We start from the raw sequence: 20,712 nt of genomic DNA, 5'->3' as shown, positions 1-20,712 counted from the left end.
GCGGGCGGTGCTACAACACGGGGAGGTGGCAGCGGGTGGACCAGCTGACGGCGCACGATCCGAGGCGGATCGGGCCCTTCGAGGTGCTGGGGCGGCTCGGGGCGGGCGGCATGGGCCTGGTCTACCTGGCGCGGTCCGCGTCCGGCCGGCGGGTGGCGATCAAGACCGTCCGGGGGGAGCTGGCCGAGGACGAGCTGTTCCGGGTCCGCTTCGCCCGGGAGATCGCGGCCGCCAAGACGGTCGGCGGCTTCTACACGGCGGCCGTGGTCGACGCCGACGCGGACGCCCGGGTGCCCTGGCTGGCCACCGCGTACGTCCCGGCGCCGTCCCTGGAGGACCTGGTCACCGACTGCGGGCCGCTGCCGGTCGGGGCGGTGCGCTGGCTGGTGGCCGGCATCGCCGAGGCCCTGCAGTCCATCCACGCCGCCGGGCTGGTCCACCGCGACCTCAAGCCGTCCAACGTGCTGGTCGTCGAGGACGGTCCCCGGGTGATCGACTTCGGCATCGCCGCCGGGGTCTCCAGCACCCGGCTCACCATGACCAACGTCGCGGTCGGCACGCCGGCGTACATGTCGCCGGAGCAGGCCCGGGACAGCCGGGGCGTCACCGGCGCCAGCGATGTCTTCTCGCTCGGCTCGCTGCTGGTCTTCTGTGCCACCGGCCACCCGCCGTACCGGGGCGCCAACCCGGTGGAGACGGTCTTCCAGCTGCTGCGCGACCAGCCCGACCTCTCCGGCCTGCCGGTGGAGCTGGTGGACCTGGTGCGCGCCTGCATGCGCCCGGCCCCCGAGCACCGGCCGACCCCGGAGCAGATCCAGGCCGAGCTGGCCCCGCACCTGTTCTCCCGGGACGACGCCTCCGGCGAGGCCGGGGACTGGCTGCCGCCCGACGCGCTCGCCCTGATCGAGAACAAGCGGGGCCGCCGCACGCCGCCGCCGGCCGTCCCGCCGCAGCCGGCCCCGCACCACCCGCCGCACCCGGCCGCCCCGCCGTCGCTGCCGGCGCAGCCCCCGGCATCGCACCCGGGCCAGGAGGACCCCCGCACCCGGGCGGTCGCCGGGCACGCCGGGCCGCACGCGGGGCCGCCCGGGCCGGACACCGAGGCCGCCACCGAGAAGCTGGCCGCCCCCAGCCGGCACCGCCGGCCGGCCGCCGCGGCGGGCGACGAGGTGCGGCTGCCCGGCGCCTCGGTCCGGATAGGGCCGGGGCCGCGCGCCGAGCAGGCCGGCCCCGGCGCGCCGCCCGCCGAGACCGACTGGGTCCGCCGGATCACCCCGCCCCCGGCCCGCGCCGCCCGCTGGCGCCCCTGGCGGTTCCGGATGTCCAACGAGGTCTGGGGCACCCCCGTGGTCGCCGACGGCACCCTGTTCGTCTCCAGCTTCGAGGTGCACGCCCTGGACATCGCGTCGGGCCAGCGCCGCTACAAGACCCGGGACGTCGCCTGGGCGCTCGCCGTGGACGCCGGGCGGGTGCACGCGGCCGACGGCCCGCACCTGTACACGGTCGACGTCGCGGACGGCACCGAGCGCTGGCGGCACTCGCTGGACGGCTGGGTGTACTCGCTGGACGCGGCCGAGGGCGTGCTCTGCTGCGGCGTACGGGGCGGCGGCGTCCAGCTGCGCTCGGCGGCCACCGGCGCCGAGCTGTGGCGCGCCGACGACGCCCAGCAGGACTTCGAGAACCCGCAGTCCGGCCCGGCCCTGGTGGGCGGCTCGGCGTACTACTACGGCGGCGGACGGCTGCGCTGCGTGGATCCGCGCGGTTCGGGCCTGCGCTGGTCGGTCCCGGTCGGCGAGGACGTGCCCTCCCGCCCGGTCGAGCGCTCCGGCGTGCTGTACGTGACGGCCGGCACCCGGGTGTACGCGCTGGACGCGGCGAGCGGCGCCGAGCGCTGGCGGTTCGAGGCCCCGGTGGTGCTGTTCACCCCGCCGGCGCTGGACGCCGACGCGGTCTACGTCGCCGACTACCTGGGCACCGTGTACGCGCTGGACGCGGCCACCGGCCGGGACCGCTGGCGCGCGGTCACCGGCACCCGGCAGGGTGCCGAGCCGGTGGTGGTCGGGGAGGGCATGGTGCTGGTCGGAAGCGGCGAGGTGCTCTACGCCTTCGAGGCGGGCAGCGGCCGGGAGCGCTGGCGGTACACCGCGCGCGGCGAGATCGTCGGCTCGCCGGCCGTCGCGGACGGGCTGGTCCACCTCGGCAGCCGGGACCACTCGCTGCACACCGTGGACCTGGCCAGCGGCCAGCTGCGCTGGGAGCTGGGCACCAAGGGGGAGCTGACCGGCTCGCCGGTGGCGATCGGGGGCAGGGTCTTCGTCGGCAGCAAGGACCGCTGCGTCTACGCGCTGGACGCCTTCTACGGCACGGCGGTGCCCTCGCACTGACCGGGGGCGCGCCGCCCGGGGCACACGGTCCCGGGGCGCCCGGTCCCGGGACGCGGGACGGCGGGAGCCCTCGGGCCCCCGCCGTGGGCGCGCTACTTCCGGGCCTCCGGGTGGCGGCCGCACCAGCCTTCCCAGGCCGAGGCGACCATGGACTCGACCCCGTGCTCGGCGGTCCAGCCCAGCTCGCGCCGGATCAGCTCGGCCGAGGCGACCACCCGGGCCGGGTCGCCGGCGCGGCGCGGGGTGATCTCGGGGGTGGTGTCGTACCCGGTGACCTTGCCGATCACGTCCAGCATCTCGCGGACGCTGACGCCCTCGCCGCGTCCGATGTTGAGGACCAGCGCGGTCTCCCCGGCCGGGTCGGCCGCCAGCCGCTTCGCCGCCGCCACGTGGGCCGAGGCGATGTCGGAGACGTGGATGAAGTCACGGACGCAGGTGCCGTCCGGGGTGGGGTAGTCGGCGCCGAAGACCCGGGGGGCCTGACCGGCGGTGAGGCGCTCGAAGACCATCGGGATCAGGTTGAACACACCGGCGTCGGAGAGCTCCGGCGAGGCGGCGCCGGCCACGTTGAAGTAGCGCAGCGCGACGGTGGACATCCCGTACGCCTTGCCGGCCGCGGCCACCAGCCACTCGCCGGCCAGCTTGGTCTCGCCGTACGGGCTCATCGGCGCGCACGGGGTCGACTCGGTCACCAGGTCGACGTCCGGCATGCCGTAGACGGCGGCGGAGGAGGAGAACAGGAAGCGCTTGACGCCGCCCTCGGCCGCGGCCTCCAGGACGGTCTGCAGGCCGATCATGTTCTCGCGGTAGTACAGGAAGGGCTGCTCGACCGACTCGCCGACCTGCTTCTTGGCGGCGAAGTGGAGTACGCCCTCCACCTGGTGCTCGCGGATGGCCGCGTCCAGGGCGGTCCGGTCCAGGGTCGACCCCTCGACCAGGGCGACCCCCTCGGGCAGCCGGGTCCGGTCGCCGGTGCTGAGGTCGTCCAGGACGGCCACGCGCTCGCCCGCGTCCAGGAGCTGCTGCACGACGTGCCCGCCGATGTATCCGGCGCCGCCGGTGATCAACCAAGTCATGGCCGAATCCTAGGGCCCGTCCTCGGACTCCCGTCGTCCGCCCGAAGGGCGGGCGGGAGTCCGAGGACGGGCCCTAGGGGCGTGAGGATTTCGCGACGGTGCTGTGGGCGCGTCGGAGCCGGGGATTCGGACATTTCGCTGAAATGCTGACAAAGATCTCTGCGTTGCGTCCGAGCGGCCCGTCGTGGCCGCGCCGAGGAATCCGGAGGCCGTCACGGTGAACCGCAAGAAGGAGCCCACCCGTCCGATTCCGGCCGGACCCCGCCCGACCGGGCCCGGGGCCCTCGCCGGACGGCTGCTCGGGCCGGGAGCCGTCGCGGCGCTGACCGCGCTCGCGCTGGCGGGGTGCAGCAGCGGTACGTCCTCGGACGCGTCCTCCCCGCCGGAGAGCGGTTCCCCGAGCGTCACCGCCGGGGCCACCGGCAGCGCCCAGCCGGGCGGCGCCAACCAGCTCCAGTCCGACTACCAGCGAGTGATCAAGGACGTCCTGCCCTCGGTGGTGCAGATCACCACCGGGAGCGGCCTCGGTTCCGGGATCGTCTACGACGACAAGGGCGACATCGTCACCAACGCCCACGTGGTCGGCACCGCCACCACCTTCGCCGTCACCCTGGCCGGCAGCACCAAGCCGCTGGACGCCACCCTGGTCGCCAGCTACCCGGACTCCGACCTCGCGGTGATCAAGCTGAGCAGCCCGCCGGGCGGCCTCAAGCCGGCTTCCTTCGGGGACTCCACCAAGGTCGAGCTGGGCCAGATCACCCTCGCCATGGGCAGCCCGCTCGGACTCTCCAGCAGCGTCACCCAGGGCATCGTCTCGGCCACCGGCCGGACCGTCTCCGAACCGTCCGGCGCGGGCTCGCCGGGCGCCGTCATCGGCAACATGGTGCAGACCTCGGCCGCGATCAACCCCGGCAACAGCGGCGGCGCCCTGGTCAACCTGGACAGCCAGGTGATCGGCATCAACACGCTCGCCGCCACCGAGCCGGAGTCCAACGGGGCCGCCGCCCCGGGCATCGGCTTCGCCATCCCGGCGTCCACCGTGACCAGCATCGCCGACCAGCTGATCAAGGAGGGCAAGGTCACCAACTCGGGGCGGGCCGCCCTCGGCATCACCGCGCGGACCTTCTTCGACCAGAACTTCCGCCCGGCCGGCGCCGTGGTGGTCGCCGTCGCGCCGAACGGGCCGGCCGACTCGGCGGGCCTCCAGGTCGGCGACGTGATCACCAGGATCGGCGACACCGCGGTGGACTCGCTCAACTCGCTCACCACCGCACTGGCCTCGCTGGCGCCGGACACCAAGGTGACCGTCACCTTCACCCGGGACGGCCAGAGCAAGACCGCCGAGGTCACCCTCGGCACCCTGCCGACGCCGTAGGGCGGGTGGCAGGGGTTCCCCACAGCCCCCGGACGGCGGCGGCCCGCACGACCGCGCAAGGGTTTCCGCGCGGCCGTCCGCCGTCCGGGCCGAGGGTGACCGCTCCGGTCAGCGGCGGACGGTGCGGGTCCGCCAGGGAAGCTCGACGGTCACCGTGGTCGGTCCGCCGTCCGGGCTCTCCACCAGGAACACGCCGTCCACCGCGCGGATCCGCTCGGCCAGTCCGGCCAGGCCGCTGCCCGGGTAGGGGGCCGCGCCGCCCTTGCCGTCGTCCTGGACCAGCACCATCAGCTGGTCGTCGGCCCGCCAGACGTCCACCGTGGCGGAGCGGGCGCCGGAGTGCTTGGAGATGTTGGTCAGCAGCTCGCTGACCGTGAAGTAGGCGATGCCCTCCACCGCCGAGTCCGGCCGCTCGGTGCCGCCGTCCCGGGCCTTCAGGTCGACGTTCACCCGGACGCCCCCCGGCACCGTGCAGCGCGCCGCCACCGAGGAGAGCGCCGCGTCCAGGCCGCGGTCGGTGAGCACCGCCGGGTGGATGCCCCGGGCCAGGTCGCGCAGCTCCTGCAGGGCCAGCTTCACCTCGCCGTGGGCGTTGTCCACCATCTTCGCGGCGGCCGCCACGTCGTCCGGCGTCTCGGTCTCCCGCAGCCGCTCCTTGGCCATGCCGAGGTCCATCGCCAGTGCCACCAGGCGGGCCTGGGCGCCGTCGTGCAGGTCGCGCTCGATCCGGCGCAGGTCGGCGGCGGCGGTGTCGACCACGGTGCCGCGGTCGTCCTCCAGCTCGCGGACCCGCTCGGAGAGGGCGCCGGGGTAGAGCAGGGTGTCCACCAGCATCCGGTCCACCGCCGACTGGGCGCGGATCGCCCACGGCAGGGCCGGCCAGCCGACCAGGACGAAGACCAGGGTCAGCGCGAAGCTCAGCACGCCCCAGGGCAGCATCAGCACGTTGTAGAGGGCCGAGCGCCAGGAGAGGCCGTCGGTGAGGTGGGCGATGGCGTAGCCGGTGATGCCCGGCCGGCGGCGCGGCACCGGCTCCGGTTCGTGCACCTCGGAGCCGTACAGCGCCCGGGCCCGGCGGCGGGCGAAGCCGCTCATCGAGCGGCAGCCGGCCAGTCCGGCGGCGAGCAGCGGCAGGCCGATCACGGTGACCGACAGGGCCAGGCCGACCGACAGCGTCACGATCGTGAAGACGAAGCCGCCGATCCCGAGCGGCAGGTTCAGCAGCAGCCGCCCGACCTGCCGCCACATCCGCGCGCCGTACAGCGGGGTGCGCTCGGCGCCGGCCGGCGGCTCCTGGCCGAAGGCCTCGGCCGTGCCGTCCATTCGCTTCATCTCGGTCTACCGTCCTTTTTCCGGTCGCGCTGTGCCCCTAGCTTGGCCGGTCGGGGGTAGGTGGGGCCATGGGGGTGATACGTCTTCCGGGGCGGGGGTTATCCCCACCCCGGCGGTGGGCCCGCGGGGTGTCCACCGGTTGTCCATCGGGTGTCTTGCGTATCGGGCAGGGTGCGGGGTACCCGTGCCGTGCACTTAGACTCACGCACTGGCGATGGTTATGAGCGTGTAAAGGAACGTCGTAGAACCGCCCCGAGGGCGGGTTCCGCGGCCGATGTGGAGGCGAGGCATGGTGGGGCAGCGGGCGGCTTCGGTCGCGGCCGACCCGGCGGCCGGCGGCGGCTACTTCGACGCGTACGCCGCGATCGGCCTGCTCGCCGTCGTCGGCGTGGTCTTCGTGACGGTGGCGTTCACCGCCAACCGCCTGCTGCGGCCGGTGGTGTACTCGCCGGAGAAGCTGCTCGCCTACGAGTGCGGTGTGGACCCGGTGGGGGAGGACTGGGCGCACACCCAGATCCGCTACTACGTCTACGCCTTCCTGTACGTGATCTTCGCGGTCGACGCGATCTACCTGTTCCCGTGGGCGACCGTCTTCGCCTCCGCCGGATACGGCGCCGGGACGCTGGTCGAGATGTTCGTCTTCATCGGCTTCCTCGCGGTCGGACTGCTCTACGCCTGGAAGAAGGGCGTTCTGGAATGGACGTGACGCACACCCACTCGCACGGGCACGACGCCTCCGGCGGCCCGGTTCCGCTGGGCGTGCCGGACCCGTCGCGCCCCGGTGCCGCCGCCGAGCGGCGGTCGATCGGTCCGCTGGCCCGGCTGGCTCCGGACCCGGTGAAGGTGGTCCTCAACTGGGGACGGCGCTACAGCCTCTGGTGCTTCAACTTCGGCCTGGCCTGCTGCGCGATCGAGTTCATCGCGGCCTCGATGGCCAAGCACGACTTCATCCGGATGGGCGTCATCCCGTTCGCGCCGGGCCCCCGGCAGGCCGATCTGATGATCGTCTCGGGGACGGTGACCGACAAGATGGCTCCCGCCGTCAAGCGGCTCTACGAGCAGATGCCCGAGCCGAAGTACGTCATCTCCTTCGGGGCCTGCTCCAACTCCGGCGGGCCCTACTGGGACTCCTACTCGGTGACCAAGGGCGTCGACCAGATCATCCCGGTCGACGTCTACGTGCCCGGGTGCCCGCCCCGGCCGGAGGCGCTGCTCCAGGGCATTCTCAAGCTCCAGGAGAAGATCGCCGCCGAGTCGCTGCCCGGCCGCTACACCGCGCCCGCGGCGGCGCTGCGGCGTCCGCCGGTGGCCGGGCCCGGTGCCGCTGGTGCCGGTGCGGCCGGTTCCGGTTCCACTGAGGGAGGGGTCTCGTGACCACGGCCGAGCAGTACGCGGCGTCGGTCGGGGAGTGGGCGACCGGCGCCGAGGCGTACGGGCTGATCACCGTCGACGTGCCGGCCGAGCACTGGATCGAGGCGCTCACCGCCGCCCGGGACACCCTGGGCCTCGGCTTCTTCGACTGGCTCAGCGCCGTCGACGAGCTCGCCGAGGGCTTCTCGGTGGTCGCCCACCTCGCCGCCGTCGACGCCCCGGGCGTGCGCCACCTGGCGCTGCGCACCCGGGTGCCGCGCGACGCGGCCGCGCTGCCGACCGCCGTCCCGGTGTACGCCGGGGCCGCCTGGCACGAGCGCGAGACGCACGAGATGTTCGGCATCGACTTCCCCGGGCACCCCCATCTGATCACCCTGCTGCTGCCGGACGGCTTCGAGGGGCACCCGCTGCGCAAGGAGTTCGTGCTCGCGGCCCGGGTCGCCAAGGCCTGGCCGGGCGCCAAGGAGCCGGGCGAGTCGGACCACGGTGACGGGCCGGCGCGGCGCAAGATGCAGCCGGCCGGTGTGCCGGACCCGAACGAGTGGGGCCCGCTCAAGGGCACCCTGCCGCCGGTCGCCGAGCGGCCGGCCCGCGGTGCCCGGGCGGCCGGTGCGGCCCGGACGCCGCGCGCGGCGGCGGCGGGCGCCGCGGGTGCGGAGGGTGCCGCCGGTGCCGAGGGCGCCGCCGCGGTGCGGGCGGACCGGCCGCGTCGCACGCGTTCGGTCTCCGAGGGGTCGGCGAGCCAGACGGCCGGCGAGGCCCCGGCCACCCAGGAGGCACCCCCGGTGCGGGCCGACCGGCCGCGGCGGACGCGTTCGGTCTCCGAGGGGTCGGCGAGCCAGGCGCCCGCCGGCCCGGCCGAGGCCGCCGCGGCGCCGCCCGCCCGGACGCAGTCCTCCGACGCGCCGTGGCACAACCCGGTGCCGGCGCACGACGAGCCCGGGAAGCCGGCCGCCGAGGAACCCGCCGACGCGGCGAAGGCGGCGAACGCCGAGAACACGGCGGACGCCGAGGACGCCGGCAGCGCGGAGCAGACGAAGAAGCCGCCGGTCGAGTCGGCCGGCCAGGACGGAGACGGCGCGTGAACCTGTTCGACACGGTGCTGCGCTGCGTCGCCACACTGGTCGTCTTCCTCGTCCTGCCCCTGGTCATCGGCCAGACCGAGCACAAGGTGATGGCGCACATGCAGGGCCGGCTCGGCCCGATGTACGCCGGCGGTTTCCACGGCTGGGCGCAGCTGATCGCGGACGGCGTGAAGTTCGCCCAGAAGGAGGACATCGTCCCGTCCGGCGCCGACCGGCGGATCTTCCAGCTGGCACCCGCCGTCTCGCTGCTGCCGTACCTGCTGGTGCTGCTGGTGATCCCGGTCGGGCCCGGCGGCTTCGTCGGGCAGGCGGTGGACGCCGGTCTGTTCTTCGTGCTCGCCGTCATGGGCGTCGGCGTGATCGGCAAGCTGATGGCCGGCTGGGCCTCGGCCAACAAGTTCTCGCTGCTCGGCGGTCTGCGGACGGCCGCGCAGCTGATGTCCTACGAGCTGCCGATGGTGCTCGCCGCCGCCTCCGTGGCGATGGCCGCCGGGACGCTCTCGCTGCCCGGGATCATGGACGCCTGGGAGTGGTACTGGATCCCGTGGCAGCTGATCGGCGGCTTCGTGTTCTTCACGGCCGGCCTGGCCGAGCTGCAGCGTCCGCCCTTCGACATGCCGGTCGCCGACTCCGAGATCATCTTCGGCGCGTACACCGAGTACACCGGTCTGCGCTTCGCGCTGTTCCTGCTCTCCGAGTACGCGGGCATCCTGGTGGTCTCCGCGCTGACCGCGGTGCTCTTCCTGGGCGGCTGGCACGGCCCGCTGCCGGACCAGCTCGGCTGGCTGTGGACCCTGCTGAAGACCTTCGCGCTGGCCTTCGTGGTGATCTGGATCCGGGTCACCTACCCCCGGCTGCGCGAGGACCAGCTGATGCGCTTCGCGTGGACGGTGCTGATCCCGCTCGCCCTCGTCCAGCTGGCCCTCACCGGCATCATCAAGGTGGCGATCTCATGAGTTTCCCCGGTGCGGGCCTGGCCAAGGGCCTGGCCGTCACCCTGCGGACGATGACGAAGAAGAGCATCACCGCGCAGTACCCGGACGTGCAGCCGGTCCTTCCGCCGCGCTCGCGCGGCGTGATCGCGCTGCTGGAGGAGAACTGCACGGTCTGCATGCTCTGCGCCCGTGAGTGCCCGGACTGGTGCATCTACATCGACTCCCACAAGGAGACGCTGCCGGCCGCCGACCCGAACGCGCGCGCCCGCACCCGCAACGTGCTGGACCGCTTCGCCATCGACTTCTCGCTCTGCATGTACTGCGGGATCTGCATCGAGGTGTGCCCCTTCGACGCGCTGTTCTGGTCGCCCGAGTTCGAGTACGCGGAGACCGACATCCTGGAGCTGACCCACGAGCGGGACCGGCTGCGGGAGTGGATGTGGACGGTGCCGGTGCCGCCGGCACTGGATCCGGCGGCCGAGGAGCCCAAGGAGATCGCCACCGCGCGCAAGGCCGCCGACAAGCTGGCGGCCGCCGCGGCCAGGGCGGCGGAGGAAGCGGAGACGGCGCAGAACGGTGGTGACGCGTGAAGGGCGCCGCCACCCTGCTCGCCGCGACCGGGTCGCTGGACCCGGCCGCGCGCTCGTTCCTCTCCCCGACCGGGGTGGAGATCGTCTTCCTGCTGGTCGGCATCGCCGTGCTCGGCTCGGCCCTGGTCGCCGTCACCACCAAGCAGCTGGTGCACGCCGCGCTCTGGCTGGTGGCCGCGCTCGGCGGACTGGCCGTGGAGTTCCTGCTGCTCACCGCCGAGTTCATCGCCTGGGTGCAGGTGTTGATCTACCTCGGCTCGGTGGTCGTCCTGGTGCTGTTCGGGCTGATGCTCACCAAGGCGCCGATCGGACGCTCGCCGGACGCCGACTCCAAGAACCGCTGGGTCGCCCTGGTGGTCGCGCTGGCCTCGGCCGGGACGCTGGTGACGCTGGTCGTGGACGCCTTCCGGACGTCCTGGATCGACCTCGGCGCGGGCGGCGGCTCGACGGCGGTGACCGGCGCGAGCCTGTTCCGGACCTGGGTGCTGCCCTTCGAGGCGCTCTCGGTGCTGCTGCTGGCCGCGCTGGTCGGCGCGATCGTGCTGTCGCGCGGCAGCGGCCGGCGGGTGCCGGCGCCGCGGGCCGGGCGGATCCGGGCCGGGCGGCCGGTGGGCTCCAACGGGCCGGTCGCCCGGTCCGCGCCCGTGCCTGCGCCCGAGGTTTCGGCGGAGCCTGCGCCGACCACCACCGAGCAGGAGGGCTGATGCACCTCGCCTACCCCGTCGTCCTCGCCGCGCTGCTGTTCAGCATCGGCGTCTACGGCGTGCTCGCCCGGCGCAACGTCATCCTGGTGCTGATGTCCGTCGAGCTGATGCTCAACGCCGTCAACCTCAACCTCGTCGCCTTCGACGCCTGGCTGCGCGACTCGCTGCACGCCGGGCAGGCGCTGACCCTGTTCACCATCACCGTCGCCGCCGCCGAGATCGGCCTCGGGCTCGCCATCGTCCTGCTGCTGTTCCGGGCCCGGGGCACCGCGGACATCGACCGGGCCACCGCGCTCGGCGACCCGGCCGAGTCCACCGCCGACGTCGACGGGGCGCCGGCCGGAGCCGAGGCGCTGAAGGGCCGGGCCGCCGCATGAACCTCGCCCTGCCCGCCCTCGTTCCCGCGCTGCCCGCGCTCGGCGCGGCGGCCACCCTGGCCGTCGGCAAGCGCGCGCCCGGCCTCGCCCGGCCGCTGGCGATCGTGCCGGTCGCCGTCTCGGCGGTGCTCGCCCTGGTCGTCGCGCTCCAGCTCGGCAGCGGCCAGGTGCTGGACGCCGGCACCCGGCTCACCCCGACCGGCGGGCCGGACATCGCGCTCGCGATCCACCTGGACGGCTTCAGCTCGCTGATCTCGGTGCTGGTCGGCCTGGTCGCCACCTGTGTGCAGGTCTACTCGACCGCGTACCTCAAGGACGACCCGCGCTACCCCTCGTACGCGGCGCTGGTCTCGCTGTTCACGGCGGCGATGTTCCTGGTCGTCTACTCCGGCGACCTGGTCGTGCTGCTGGTCGGCTGGGAGGTCATGGGCATCTGCTCGTACTTCCTGATCGGCCACCACTGGGAGACCGAGGACGCCCGCTCCGCCTCGCTCAAGGCCTTCCTGGTCACCAAGCTCGGCGACGTGCCGTTCCTGTTCGGCATCTTCCTGCTGGGCGCCGACACCGGGAGCTTCCGGATCGAGGACGTGCTGCGGGCCGCCACCGAGGGGCGGCTCGGCCACCCGACGCTGGTCGCGCTGCTGCTGCTGGCCGGGGTGGCCGGCAAGAGCGCGCAGTTCCCGCTGCACACCTGGCTCCCGGACGCGATGGCCGGCCCGACGCCGGTCTCCGCGCTGATCCACGCCGCCACCATGGTCGCGGCCGGCATCTACCTGGTGGCCCGGCTGCTGCCGGTCTTCCTGCTCTCCGGCGCGGCGCTGGTCGTGCTGGCGGTGATGGCCGCCGTGACGATGATCGGCTCGGCGCTCTGCGCGCTCGCCCAGGACGACCTCAAGCGGGTGCTCGCCTACTCGACCGTGGGCCAGCTCGGCTACATGGCCGGTGCGCTGGCCAGCGGCGACCGCCAGGCCTCGGTGTTCCACCTGGTCAGCCACGGCGCGTTCAAGGCACTGCTGTTCCTCGCGGCCGGTGTGGTGATCCACGCCGCGCACACCAACTCGATCTCCGCGATGTCCCGGATCCCCGGGCTGCGCAAGCGCGTCCCGGACGCCTACTGGACGATGGGCATCGCGCTGGTCGCCCTGGTCGGCCTGCCGCCGTTCGCCGGCTTCTTCAGCAAGGAGGCGGTGCTGACCGCCGCCGAGCACGCCGCCAACGGCGAGGCGCTGACCAACGGCCTCGGCCCCGCCTCGGCGGTGCCGCAGGCGGCCGGCTGGATCGTGCTGATCTCGGCCGGACTCACCGCGCTGCTCACGGCGGCCTACGCGGCCCGGCTGTTCCTGGTCGCCTTCCACAGCCCGGCCGGCGCGGCCGCGGCGGCGCCCGCGGTGCTGCCCGCCGCCGACCGGGGCACGGTCGTCGGCGACCACGAGGCCGGCGCGCCGTACTCGCCCGAGCTCGACGAGGCCGACCCGGCCGTCGCCGAGCCGCCCGCGATGCGCTGGCCGCTCTGGGTGCTCGCCGTGCCGACCATGGGCTTCGGCGTCGCCGGCCTGCGCTCGGACTGGCTGCCCGCGCTGCTGGACGGCGGCTCGCTGCGGCCCTCCGCGGTCACCGCCGTGATCGGCACCGGCCTCGCCGTGGTCGGCGCGCTGCTGGCCTACGGGGCCTGGCGCTCGGCCACCGCCCGGGTGCCCGAGCAGGACGGAGCCCCGGCCGCCGACGTGGTCGTCGCCGACCCCAGGCGCGCCCTGCTCGGCCCGCTGTTCGGCCCGGCCCGGCACGGCTTCGGCGTCGACCGGCTCTACAGCGCGCTGTTCGTCCGCCCGGTCGAGGCCGCCGCCCGGCTCGTCCGCTTCCTCGACCGCGAGGTCGTGGAGACGTACGTGCGCGGCGCCGGCGCCGGGGCGGGCCTGCTCGGCCGCGCCGTGCGGCTCGCCCAGACCGGCAACGCGCAGACCTACCTCAGCGCGCTGCTCGCCGGCGTCGTCCTGCTGGCCGTCCTGGTGGCGGTGTAGCCGATGCCGTACCTCCCTTCCCCGTCCGCTGTCGTGGTTGTCGCTAGGAGCCCCCGATGAACGCGGTCCTCATCGCCCTCCTGGTGCTGCCGCTGCTCGGCGCCGCGCTCACCCTGGCCCCGGTGTTCGGCACGGACCCGGCCGCCGCCGACCGCCGCGCGCTGCGCTTCAGCACCGTGCTGACCGGCGCCGTCCTGGTGCTCACCGTCGTCCTGGCCGCAGGCTTCGACCACGACGAGCCCGCCCGGATGCAGGCCACCACCGACGTGTCCTGGATCCCGGCCATCGGCGTGCGCTTCCACCTCGGCGTGGACGGCGTCTCGCTGCCGCTGATCGTCCTGACCTCGCTGCTCACCTTCCTCTGCGCGCTGTACTCGGAGCGGCGGCTGCCCTCCGGGGAGGGGGTCCCGTCCGCGCGGGCCTTCGTCGGGCTGTTCCTCCTCCTCGAAGTCGGCATGCTCGCCACCTTCGCGGTGCTGGACCTCCTGCTCTTCTTCCTGGCCTTCGAGATCGTGCTGATCCCGATGTACTTCCTGATCGCCCGCTGGGGCAGCGGGGCGAAGGTGCCGGCCGCCAACCGCTTCATCCTGTACACGCTGCTCGGCTCGGCCGTGATGCTGCTCGGCTTCCTGCTGGTCGGCGGCAAGGCGGGCACCTTCGACATGCAGGCCCTCGCCGCCGCCCACGGCTCCGGCCTGAGCCACTCCACCCAGGTGATCGCCGCGCTGGCGATCATGGTCGGGCTCGCGGTCAAGGCCCCCGCCTGGCCGCTGCACAGCTGGCTCCCGGACGCGCACACGGCGGCCCCGACCGTCGGCTCCGTACTGCTCGCCGGCGTGCTGCTGAAGATGGGGACCTACGGCCTGGTCCGCGTCCTCCTCCCGGTCGTCCCCGACGGCACCACGACGCTCGCCCCCTACCTGGGCGCGTTCGCCGCCGTCGGCATCGTCTACGGCTCGCTGGCCTGCCTCGCGCTCGCACGGCGCGGGGCCAAGGGCGACCTCAAGCGCCTGATCGCCTACTCCTCCGTCGGCCACATGGGCTTCGTCCTGCTGGGCATCGCCTCCCTCACCCCGGTCGGCGTCAACGGCGCGCTGTTCGCCAACATCGCGCACGGTCTGATCACCGGCCTGCTGTTCTTCGTCGTCGGGGCACTCAAGGACCGCTACGGCACGGCGGACCTCGACACCCTCTCCGGCGCCACCGGCGCCGCCCTCTACGGACGGGCGCCACGGCTGGGCGCGCTGCTCGCCTTCGCCGCCGTCGCCAGCCTCGGCCTGCCCGGGCTGGCCGGCTTCTGGGGTGAGCTGCTCGCGATGTTCGGCGCGTTCGACCCGGCCGACGGCCTCTCGCGCCCCGCGTTCGTCACCTACATGGTCCTGGCCGGTCTCGGCACCCTCCTCACCGCCGCGTACCTGCTGATCGTGGTCAGGCGCGTCTGCATGGGCGACCCGAAGCAGCCCGCCCCGGTGGCCGAGCTCGCCGACCTGCGCCCGTACGAGGCCGTCAGCTGGACGCCGCTGGCCGCCCTCACCCTGCTCGCCGGTCTCTGGCCCGCGCTGCTGCTCGGCCTCTCCGACCCCGCCGTCAAACACCTCCTCGGGGGTGGCTGATCATGCTCGGCACCGCACTCGGACCTCACTCCACGGGGCAGACCACTGTGACCTCCCTCGCCGTCGCCAACCCGGGCAGCCTGATCCAGTCCGTGGACTGGGTGGCGATCGCACCCCCGCTGATCGCCGCCGCGGCGGCCCTCGCCGTGCTGGTCACCGACCTCTTCCTGCCCGCGCAGCACAAGAAGTGGCTGGGCCGGCTCACCGCCGCCGGACTCGCCCTCGCGCTCATCTCGCTCCTCCCGCTCACCGGGGGATCACCCCGGGCCACCTTCTGTGCGCAGAACGTAACAGGAGCCACTGACAACGCCGGCTGCTCCTACGTCGCCGACCACTTCGCGCTGGTCTTCCAGCTGCTCGCGCTCGGCGGCGCGCTGATCGCCGCGCTGCTGTCCGCCCACACCGTGGAGGACGAGAAGCTGCCCGGCGGCGAGTACTGGTTCCTGCTGCTCTCCAGTGCCACCGGTGCCGCCCTGCTGCCCGCCTCCCGCGACCTCGCCACCCTGGTGATCGCCCTGGAGGTGGCCTCGCTGCCCGCCTTCGCCCTGGTCGCGCTGCGCCGGGACGGCCGGGGCGCCGAGGCCGCGCTGAAGTTCTTCGTCTCCTCCGTCACCGCGACCGCCGTGATGCTGCTCGGCGTCGGCTTCGTCTACGCGGCGAGCGGCAGCCTGCACCTGGGCGCCGTCGCCACCGGCCTGGAGCAGGCGCCCGCGCAGCTGAAGCCGCTGGCCGAGGCGGGCGCCGTGCTCACCCTGGTCGGCTTCGCCTTCAAGGTCGCCGCCGTCCCGTTCCACTTCTGGGTCCCGGACACCTACACCGGCGCCCCGCTGCCGGTGGCCGGCTACCTCTCGGTGGTCGGCAAGGCGGCCGGTCTGGCCGGTCTGGCGCTGGCCACCACGATCGCCTTCCGCCCCTACGCCCACACCTGGGGCCTGACGCTCGCGGTGCTGGCCGCCGTCACCATGACGGTCGGCAACGTGGGCGCGCTGCGCCAGCGCTTCGACACCCGCCACAGCGCGGTCCGGCTGCTCGCCTGGTCCTCGGTGGGCCAGGCCGGCTACCTGCTGGTGCCGCTGGCCGCGGCCGGCTACGCGCCCACCGCGACCGACCCGCTGGGCGCCACCGCCGCGTACGCGCTGATCTACGGCGTGGTCAACCTCGGCGCCTTCGGTGTGGTGGCGGCGGTCGGCCGCAGGGCCGGGACCAGCGTGGACGACTTCCGCGGCCTGTTCGCCCGCGACCGCTGGACGGCGCTGGCGCTGGCCTTCTTCCTGCTCTGCCTGGCCGGACTGCCCCCGGGCGTGATCGGCCTGTTCGGCAAGGTGGTGGTGTTCCGCGCCGCCGTCGACGCCGGGCTGGGCTGGCTGGCCGTGGTGATGGCCGTCAATGTGGTCGTCGCCCTGTACTACTACCTGCTCTGGACCGCCCGGCTGTTCGCCCCGGCGGAGGAGGCCGCGGCCGGGACCCCGGCCCCCGAGCGGCGCCTGCCGGTGTCGCTGACGGCCACCCTGGGGCTCACCGCCTCGGCGGCCGTGGTGCTCTCGGTGGCCCCGCAACTGGTGCTCCAGGTGGTGGGCGGCTCGCTGTTCTGACCCCGTCCCGGCCCCCGCCCCGGACGTGTGCCGAGGTGGCGGGCGGTGCGGGCGGGTCACCCGGCCGGGTGTCGCGCTGGTCACAAGGGAACAAGGCCCCCGGCCCCGCCCGTTGAGCGGGCAGGAGGGACGAGGCAGAAAGGGCTTCCCCACGCACCATTGGAGGGCCAGCCGTGCACCGCCCGCACAACGGACTGAGGACCGCCGCCCTGCTCGGCGGCCTCTCGGCGCTGATCCTGGTGATCGGCAGCTTCTTCGGCCGCACGGGCTTCGTGATCGCCCTCATGGTCGCCCTCGGCACCAACGCCTACGCCTACTGGAACAGCGACAAGCTCGCGCTGCGCGCCATGCGCGCCCGCCCGGTGAGCGAGATCGAGGCCCCGCAGCTGTACCGGATCGTCCGCGAGCTCTCCACCGCGGCCCGCCAGCCGATGCCCCGGCTCTACATCTCGCCGACCCCGGCCCCGAACGCCTTCGCCACCGGCCGCAACCCGCGCAACGCCGCGGTCTGCTGTACCGACGGCATCCTGCAGCTGCTCGACGAGCGGGAGCTGCGCGGCGTCCTGGGCCACGAGCTGAGCCACGTCTACAACCGCGACATCCTGATCTCCTCGGTGGCGGGGGCGCTCGCCTCGGTGGTGATGTTCCTGGTCAACTTCGCCTGGCTGATCCCGTTCGGCCGCAGCGAGGACGACGACGGTCCCGGCCTGTTCGGGATGCTCGCGATCATGATCCTCGGCCCGGTCGCCGCCTCGCTGATCCAGCTGGCCGTCAGCCGCTCCCGCGAGTACCAGGCTGACGCCGACGGCGCCCGGATCACCGGCGACCCGCTCGCCCTGGCGAGCGCGCTGCGCAAGCTGGACGCCGGCACCCGGCAGCTGCCGCTGCCGCCGGAGCCGCAGATCCAGACCGCCAGCCACATGATGATCGCCAGCCCGTTCCGGCCGGGCGAGGCCGGCACGAAGCTCTTCTCCACCCACCCGCCGATGGCCGAGCGGATCGCCCGGCTGGAGCGGATGGCGGGCTACCGGGGGTAGGCCCTCCACCGGGGGTAGGCCCTCTCTACGGGACCGCACCGGGCGGGAGGACCCGACCAGCCTGTCGGCCGCGGCCCCTGGGGCCGCACGGCCCGTCGTCAGCCCGCGACCTCCTCGAAGGCCAGCCGCAGGCGGTGCACGCCCTCCGCCACCTGGGCGGAGCTCTCGGCGGACGCGTAGCTCAGCCGCAGGTGCGGGGCCGGCGGCTCGGCGGCGTGGTACGGGCGGCCCGGGGTCACCTGGACCCCGGCCCGCAGGGCGGCCTCGGTGAGGGCGCCGTCGTCGACGCCGTCCGGGAGCCGCAGCCACAGGTGGTAGCCCCCGGGCCGGTGGCCGCCGAGCAGGCCCGGCAGCTCGCGGTGCAGGGCGGTGACGGCGGCGGTGCGGCGGTCGCGCAGCTCGCCGGCGAGGGTGCGCAGATGACGGGCCCAGCCGGGGTCGGCGACCAGCTCCAGCGTCGCCTCCTGCAGCGGCCGGGGCACGAAGAAGGTGTCCACCACCTGGGTCGCGCGCAGCCGGGCGAGCGCCGGCCCGCGCGCGGTGAGCGCGCCGACCCGCAGGTTGGGCGAGGCGGCCTTGGTCAGCGAGCGCAGGTGCACCACCACCCCGTCGCGGTCCTCGGCGGCGAGCGGGCGCGGCAGCGCGGGGGCGTCCGCGTGGACCAGCAGCCGGGCGAAGTCGTCCTCGACCACGAACGCGCCCGCCGCCCGGGCGATCCGCAGCACCTCGCCCCGGCGCTCGGGGGAGAGCACCGCGCCGGTCGGGTTCTGGAACAGCGGCTGGCAGACGAAGACCCGCGCCCGGGTGGCCGCGAAGGCGTCCGCCAGCAGGTCGGTGCGCACCCCGTCGGCGTCGACCGGCACCGGGACGGGCCGCAGTCCGGCCGCCCGGACGACCGCCAGGATCCCCGAGTACGTCGGCGACTCCACCAGGACCGGCGCACCGGGCGCGGCGAGCGAGCGCATCGCCACGGTGAGGCCGCCCTGCCCGCCGGAGGTGATCAGCACGTCCCCGGTGGCGATCGGCCCGCCGTGGCCGCCGATGTCGCGGGCGAACCAGCCGCGCAGCTCGGTGAGGCCGTCGGTGGGCGGGCGCTCCCAGGCGCCCGGCCGCCGCCCGGCCCGGCCGAGGGCGGCGGCGAGCAGGCGCTCGGGCAGCAGCGAGGCGTGCGGGTAGCCGCTGTTGAGGTCGACGACGTCGGGCGGCGGCACACGCAGGGTGGCGAACACCGGGGCGGCCAGCAGATCGCGCGGGCCGGTGTCGGTGCTGAGCGCGATCTCCTGCCAGGAGAGGTCGCCGGGACGGGCGGCGCCGGGCGTCCCGGTGCCCGGACCGCCCGCGAAGGCCGCCGTCCGGAACACCCCGGCGCCCGGGCGGGAGACCACCAGGCCCTCGGCGGCCAGCACGGCGATGGCGCGCGACACCGTTCCCGGGCTGACCTGGTGGCGCTCCATCAACGCCCGGCTCGACGGCAGCTTCCGCCCATCCGGGTAGCGCTCGACCTCGCGGCGCAGACGGTCGGCGAGTTCGGCCACACTGCTACGCTCGTTCATGAGAGCACAAGATAGCGCTACGCCCTCTCCGGCGGTAGCGGTACGACCCGCCACGGCGCCCGCCGCCTCGAGGGGCCCGGGCACCGCGCTGGCCGCCCTGGGCGTCCTCTCCTTCTCCTTCAGCTTCCCCGCCACCGCCTGGGCGCTGACCGGCTTCGGCCCCTGGACGGCCACCGGGCTGCGCGGCGTGCTGGCCGGCCTGCTCGCCGCACTCTGCCTCGCCGCCGCCCGCGTCCCGCTGCCCGAGCGCCGCCACTGGCCCGGCCTGCTGGTGGTCGCGGCCGGCTGTGTGCTCGGCTTCCCGCTGCTCACCACGCTCGCCCTGCGCACCTCCACGACCGCGCACTCGGCCGTCGTCATCGGTCTGCTGCCGCTGGCCACCGCCGCCGTCGCGGCCGTGCGCTCCCGCCGGGACGGCCGCCGTCCGTCCCGGCTGTTCTGGGGCGCGGCGCTGACCGGGGCGGTGGCGGTGCTCGGGTTCACGCTGCTGCGGAGCCACGGGCGGCCCGGCCTCGCCGACCTCCATCTGTTCGCGGCGCTGCTGGTCTGCGCGGCCGGGTACGCGGAGGGCGGGCGGATCTCCCGGGAGCTGCCCGGTTGGCAGGTGATCGGCTGGGCGGTGGTCGCCGCGCTCCCGGTCACCGCGCTGACCGCGGCGGTGGCGCCGGCGTCCGAGCCGCTGCCGTCCGGCGGCCCCGGGGCGAAGGCGGTGGCCGGGCTGCTGTACACCGCCGCGGTCTCGCAGTTCGGCGGCATGGTGGTCTGGTACCGGGGGATGGCGCTGATCGGGGTCCCGCGGGCGAGTCAGCTCCAGCTGGCCCAGCCGCTGGTCACGCTCGTCTGGTCGGTGCTGCTGCTCGGCGAGGAGCTGCCGGCCGCCGCCCCGGTGACGGCGGTGGTGGTGCTGCTCTGCATCGCGCTCACCCAGCGGGACCGGGCCTGACGCTCCGGTCCGGTACGCGGCGCCGTCCGGTCCCGTACGCGGTACGGGGCCGGACGGCGGCAGCGGGGGTCAGTGACCGGCCTCCGCGGGCCGGTAGACGCAGAGGGCCCAGATGATGAACACGTCCAGCGCGATCACCACGATCGACCAGCCCGGGTAGTACGGCATCGACAGGAACGCGTCGATGGCGCTCACCGCGGTGAGGACGATACCGGCGTACCGCGCCCAGGCGGCGCCCTTGAGGAGGAAGGCGCCGACCACCGCGACCAGCGCGCCGACGACGATGTGGATCCAGCCCCAGCCGGTGAGGTCGAAGCGGAAGACGTAGCGGTTGGTGGTCAGGAAGACCTCGTCCTCGTGAACCGCCATGATGCCCCGCAGCACCTCCATGATGCCGTTGATGAGCATCAGGACACCCGCGAACACCACGAAGCCGGGCGCCCACTCGCGGAAGTGGTGGTGCGAGGGCGGCGGTGGCGGCCGGCCGGTGCCGTGCTGCCAGGGCGGGGGCTGGTCCACCCGGGGCTGGTCCGCCCCGGGCTGTTCCGGGGGCGGCTGGCCGGGCGGCGGGGACGACGTGCTGCTCATGGGTTTCCTCCAGGACCGGACGCCGGGGCCGGACAGGCGCTCCCGGACAGGTGTGCGGAGAGACGTGCGGACTTCGACCGTCCGATCCCGGCCGGGGCCGGGCAACCGGGCCGCGCCTGTTCGGGTGACCGCCCGCTGT

General features: G+C 74.5%; 18 protein-coding genes. 14 read left to right on the top strand and 4 right to left on the bottom strand.

Features of this window, described 5'->3' with window-relative positions; translation table 11 throughout:
- The first annotated feature begins 35 nt into the window (after window positions 1-35).
- Window positions 36-2,384, top strand: a complete 2,349-nt coding sequence (locus tag ACFVUH_RS06940; RefSeq protein WP_387911630.1) for a PQQ-binding-like beta-propeller repeat protein — start codon at window positions 36-38, stop codon at window positions 2,382-2,384.
- A 92-nt stretch (window positions 2,385-2,476) separates the two neighbouring features.
- Here ACFVUH_RS06940 and galE read toward each other — a convergent pair whose 3' ends face one another.
- Window positions 2,477-3,460, bottom strand: coding sequence for a UDP-glucose 4-epimerase GalE (galE, locus tag ACFVUH_RS06935; protein WP_387911628.1), 984 nt, complete (start codon window positions 3,458-3,460; stop codon window positions 2,477-2,479).
- Between the two features lie 295 nt (window positions 3,461-3,755).
- On the opposite strand from galE, the gene ACFVUH_RS06930 reads away from it, so the two are divergent.
- Window positions 3,756-4,835: a S1C family serine protease gene (locus ACFVUH_RS06930; protein ID WP_387911821.1), complete on the top strand. Its 1,080-nt coding sequence runs from the start codon at window positions 3,756-3,758 to the stop codon at window positions 4,833-4,835.
- A 108-nt stretch (window positions 4,836-4,943) separates the two neighbouring features.
- Here ACFVUH_RS06930 and ACFVUH_RS06925 read toward each other — a convergent pair whose 3' ends face one another.
- Window positions 4,944-6,083 carry a sensor histidine kinase gene (locus ACFVUH_RS06925; RefSeq protein ID WP_387911820.1) on the bottom strand — a complete coding sequence of 380 codons (1,140 nt, stop codon included), beginning with the start codon at window positions 6,081-6,083 and terminating at the stop codon, window positions 4,944-4,946.
- A gap of 373 nt (window positions 6,084-6,456) precedes the next feature.
- Between ACFVUH_RS06925 and ACFVUH_RS06920 the strand changes: the two genes are divergently transcribed.
- The 11 genes from ACFVUH_RS06920 (at window position 6,457) to htpX (ending at window position 17,489) form a co-directional block, all read left to right on the top strand.
- Window positions 6,457-6,873, top strand: coding sequence for an NADH-quinone oxidoreductase subunit A (locus ACFVUH_RS06920; protein WP_355358117.1), 417 nt, complete (start codon window positions 6,457-6,459; stop codon window positions 6,871-6,873).
- The gene (locus ACFVUH_RS06915; protein WP_387911627.1) at window positions 6,864-7,541 is read left to right on the top strand and encodes an NADH-quinone oxidoreductase subunit B; all 678 of its coding nucleotides are present in this window, start codon (window positions 6,864-6,866) and stop codon (window positions 7,539-7,541) included. The genes ACFVUH_RS06920 and ACFVUH_RS06915 overlap by 10 nt, the downstream gene beginning before the upstream one ends.
- The gene (locus ACFVUH_RS06910; RefSeq protein ID WP_387911625.1) at window positions 7,538-8,623 is read left to right on the top strand and encodes an NADH-quinone oxidoreductase subunit C; all 1,086 of its coding nucleotides are present in this window, start codon (window positions 7,538-7,540) and stop codon (window positions 8,621-8,623) included. The genes ACFVUH_RS06915 and ACFVUH_RS06910 overlap by 4 nt, the downstream gene beginning before the upstream one ends.
- Window positions 8,620-9,579 carry an NADH-quinone oxidoreductase subunit NuoH gene (nuoH, locus tag ACFVUH_RS06905; protein ID WP_387911623.1) on the top strand — a complete coding sequence of 320 codons (960 nt, stop codon included), beginning with the start codon at window positions 8,620-8,622 and terminating at the stop codon, window positions 9,577-9,579. The genes ACFVUH_RS06910 and nuoH overlap by 4 nt, the downstream gene beginning before the upstream one ends.
- Window positions 9,576-10,148 (top strand): NADH-quinone oxidoreductase subunit I, encoded by a 573-nt coding sequence (locus tag ACFVUH_RS06900; protein ID WP_355358126.1) that lies wholly within the window; start codon window positions 9,576-9,578, stop codon window positions 10,146-10,148. Before nuoH ends, ACFVUH_RS06900 begins: the two co-directional genes overlap by 4 nt.
- Entirely contained in the window at window positions 10,145-10,852 is a 708-nt protein-coding gene (locus tag ACFVUH_RS06895) for an NADH-quinone oxidoreductase subunit J (protein WP_387911621.1), read from the top strand. The genes ACFVUH_RS06900 and ACFVUH_RS06895 overlap by 4 nt, the downstream gene beginning before the upstream one ends.
- Window positions 10,852-11,229: an NADH-quinone oxidoreductase subunit NuoK gene (gene nuoK, locus ACFVUH_RS06890; RefSeq protein WP_355358132.1), complete on the top strand. Its 378-nt coding sequence runs from the start codon at window positions 10,852-10,854 to the stop codon at window positions 11,227-11,229. The genes ACFVUH_RS06895 and nuoK overlap by 1 nt, the downstream gene beginning before the upstream one ends.
- A complete protein-coding gene (locus tag ACFVUH_RS06885) occupies window positions 11,226-13,247 on the top strand; it encodes an NADH-quinone oxidoreductase subunit L (protein ID WP_387911619.1) in 2,022 nt (673 codons plus the stop codon). The genes nuoK and ACFVUH_RS06885 overlap by 4 nt, the downstream gene beginning before the upstream one ends.
- Window positions 13,248-13,303: 56 nt before the next feature.
- The gene (locus ACFVUH_RS06880; RefSeq protein WP_355358138.1) at window positions 13,304-14,860 is read left to right on the top strand and encodes an NADH-quinone oxidoreductase subunit M; all 1,557 of its coding nucleotides are present in this window, start codon (window positions 13,304-13,306) and stop codon (window positions 14,858-14,860) included.
- A 2-nt stretch (window positions 14,861-14,862) separates the two neighbouring features.
- Complete coding sequence (locus ACFVUH_RS06875; RefSeq protein ID WP_387911617.1) at window positions 14,863-16,452, top strand: NADH-quinone oxidoreductase subunit N; 1,590 nt, start codon at window positions 14,863-14,865, stop codon at window positions 16,450-16,452.
- Between the two features lie 173 nt (window positions 16,453-16,625).
- On the top strand, window positions 16,626-17,489 hold the full coding sequence (gene htpX, locus ACFVUH_RS06870) for a zinc metalloprotease HtpX (protein ID WP_355358144.1): 864 nt from the start codon (window positions 16,626-16,628) through the stop codon (window positions 17,487-17,489).
- A 98-nt stretch (window positions 17,490-17,587) separates the two neighbouring features.
- Here htpX and ACFVUH_RS06865 read toward each other — a convergent pair whose 3' ends face one another.
- Window positions 17,588-19,042, bottom strand: a complete 1,455-nt coding sequence (locus ACFVUH_RS06865) for a PLP-dependent aminotransferase family protein (protein WP_387911615.1) — start codon at window positions 19,040-19,042, stop codon at window positions 17,588-17,590.
- On the opposite strand from ACFVUH_RS06865, the gene ACFVUH_RS06860 reads away from it, so the two are divergent.
- Window positions 19,041-19,985 (top strand): DMT family transporter, encoded by a 945-nt coding sequence (locus tag ACFVUH_RS06860; protein ID WP_387911614.1) that lies wholly within the window; start codon window positions 19,041-19,043, stop codon window positions 19,983-19,985. The genes ACFVUH_RS06865 and ACFVUH_RS06860 overlap by 2 nt on opposite strands.
- A gap of 69 nt (window positions 19,986-20,054) precedes the next feature.
- Here ACFVUH_RS06860 and ACFVUH_RS06855 read toward each other — a convergent pair whose 3' ends face one another.
- A complete protein-coding gene (locus ACFVUH_RS06855; protein ID WP_387911612.1) occupies window positions 20,055-20,573 on the bottom strand; it encodes a hypothetical protein in 519 nt (172 codons plus the stop codon).
- Window positions 20,574-20,712 lie beyond the last annotated feature (139 nt).

Origin of the sequence: Kitasatospora sp. NPDC058032 (assembly GCF_042885845.1) — a bacterium.
GTDB lineage: Bacteria > Actinomycetota > Actinomycetes > Streptomycetales > Streptomycetaceae > Kitasatospora.
This window is presented reverse-complemented; position numbering and strand designations above follow the sequence as displayed.

Bases quoted from the DNA above. Each gene is read 5' to 3' on its own strand.
- ACFVUH_RS06925 (WP_387911820.1), bottom strand. From the start codon at position 6,083: ATGTGGCGGCAGGTCGGGCGGCTGCTGCTGAACCTGCCGCTCGGGATC.
- ACFVUH_RS06885 (WP_387911619.1), top strand. From the start codon at position 11,226: ATGAACCTCGCCCTGCCCGCCCTCGTTCCCGCGCTGCCCGCGCTCGGC.
- ACFVUH_RS06900 (WP_355358126.1), top strand. From the start codon at position 9,576: ATGAGTTTCCCCGGTGCGGGCCTGGCCAAGGGCCTGGCCGTCACCCTG.
- ACFVUH_RS06880 (WP_355358138.1), top strand. From the start codon at position 13,304: ATGAACGCGGTCCTCATCGCCCTCCTGGTGCTGCCGCTGCTCGGCGCC.
- ACFVUH_RS06860 (WP_387911614.1), top strand. From the start codon at position 19,041: ATGAGAGCACAAGATAGCGCTACGCCCTCTCCGGCGGTAGCGGTACGA.
- ACFVUH_RS06855 (WP_387911612.1), bottom strand. From the start codon at position 20,573: ATGAGCAGCACGTCGTCCCCGCCGCCCGGCCAGCCGCCCCCGGAACAG.
- ACFVUH_RS06865 (WP_387911615.1), bottom strand. From the start codon at position 19,042: ATGAACGAGCGTAGCAGTGTGGCCGAACTCGCCGACCGTCTGCGCCGC.
- galE (WP_387911628.1), bottom strand. From the start codon at position 3,460: ATGACTTGGTTGATCACCGGCGGCGCCGGATACATCGGCGGGCACGTC.
- ACFVUH_RS06915 (WP_387911627.1), top strand. From the start codon at position 6,864: ATGGACGTGACGCACACCCACTCGCACGGGCACGACGCCTCCGGCGGC.
- nuoK (WP_355358132.1), top strand. From the start codon at position 10,852: ATGCACCTCGCCTACCCCGTCGTCCTCGCCGCGCTGCTGTTCAGCATC.
- ACFVUH_RS06920 (WP_355358117.1), top strand. From the start codon at position 6,457: ATGGTGGGGCAGCGGGCGGCTTCGGTCGCGGCCGACCCGGCGGCCGGC.
- ACFVUH_RS06875 (WP_387911617.1), top strand. From the start codon at position 14,863: ATGCTCGGCACCGCACTCGGACCTCACTCCACGGGGCAGACCACTGTG.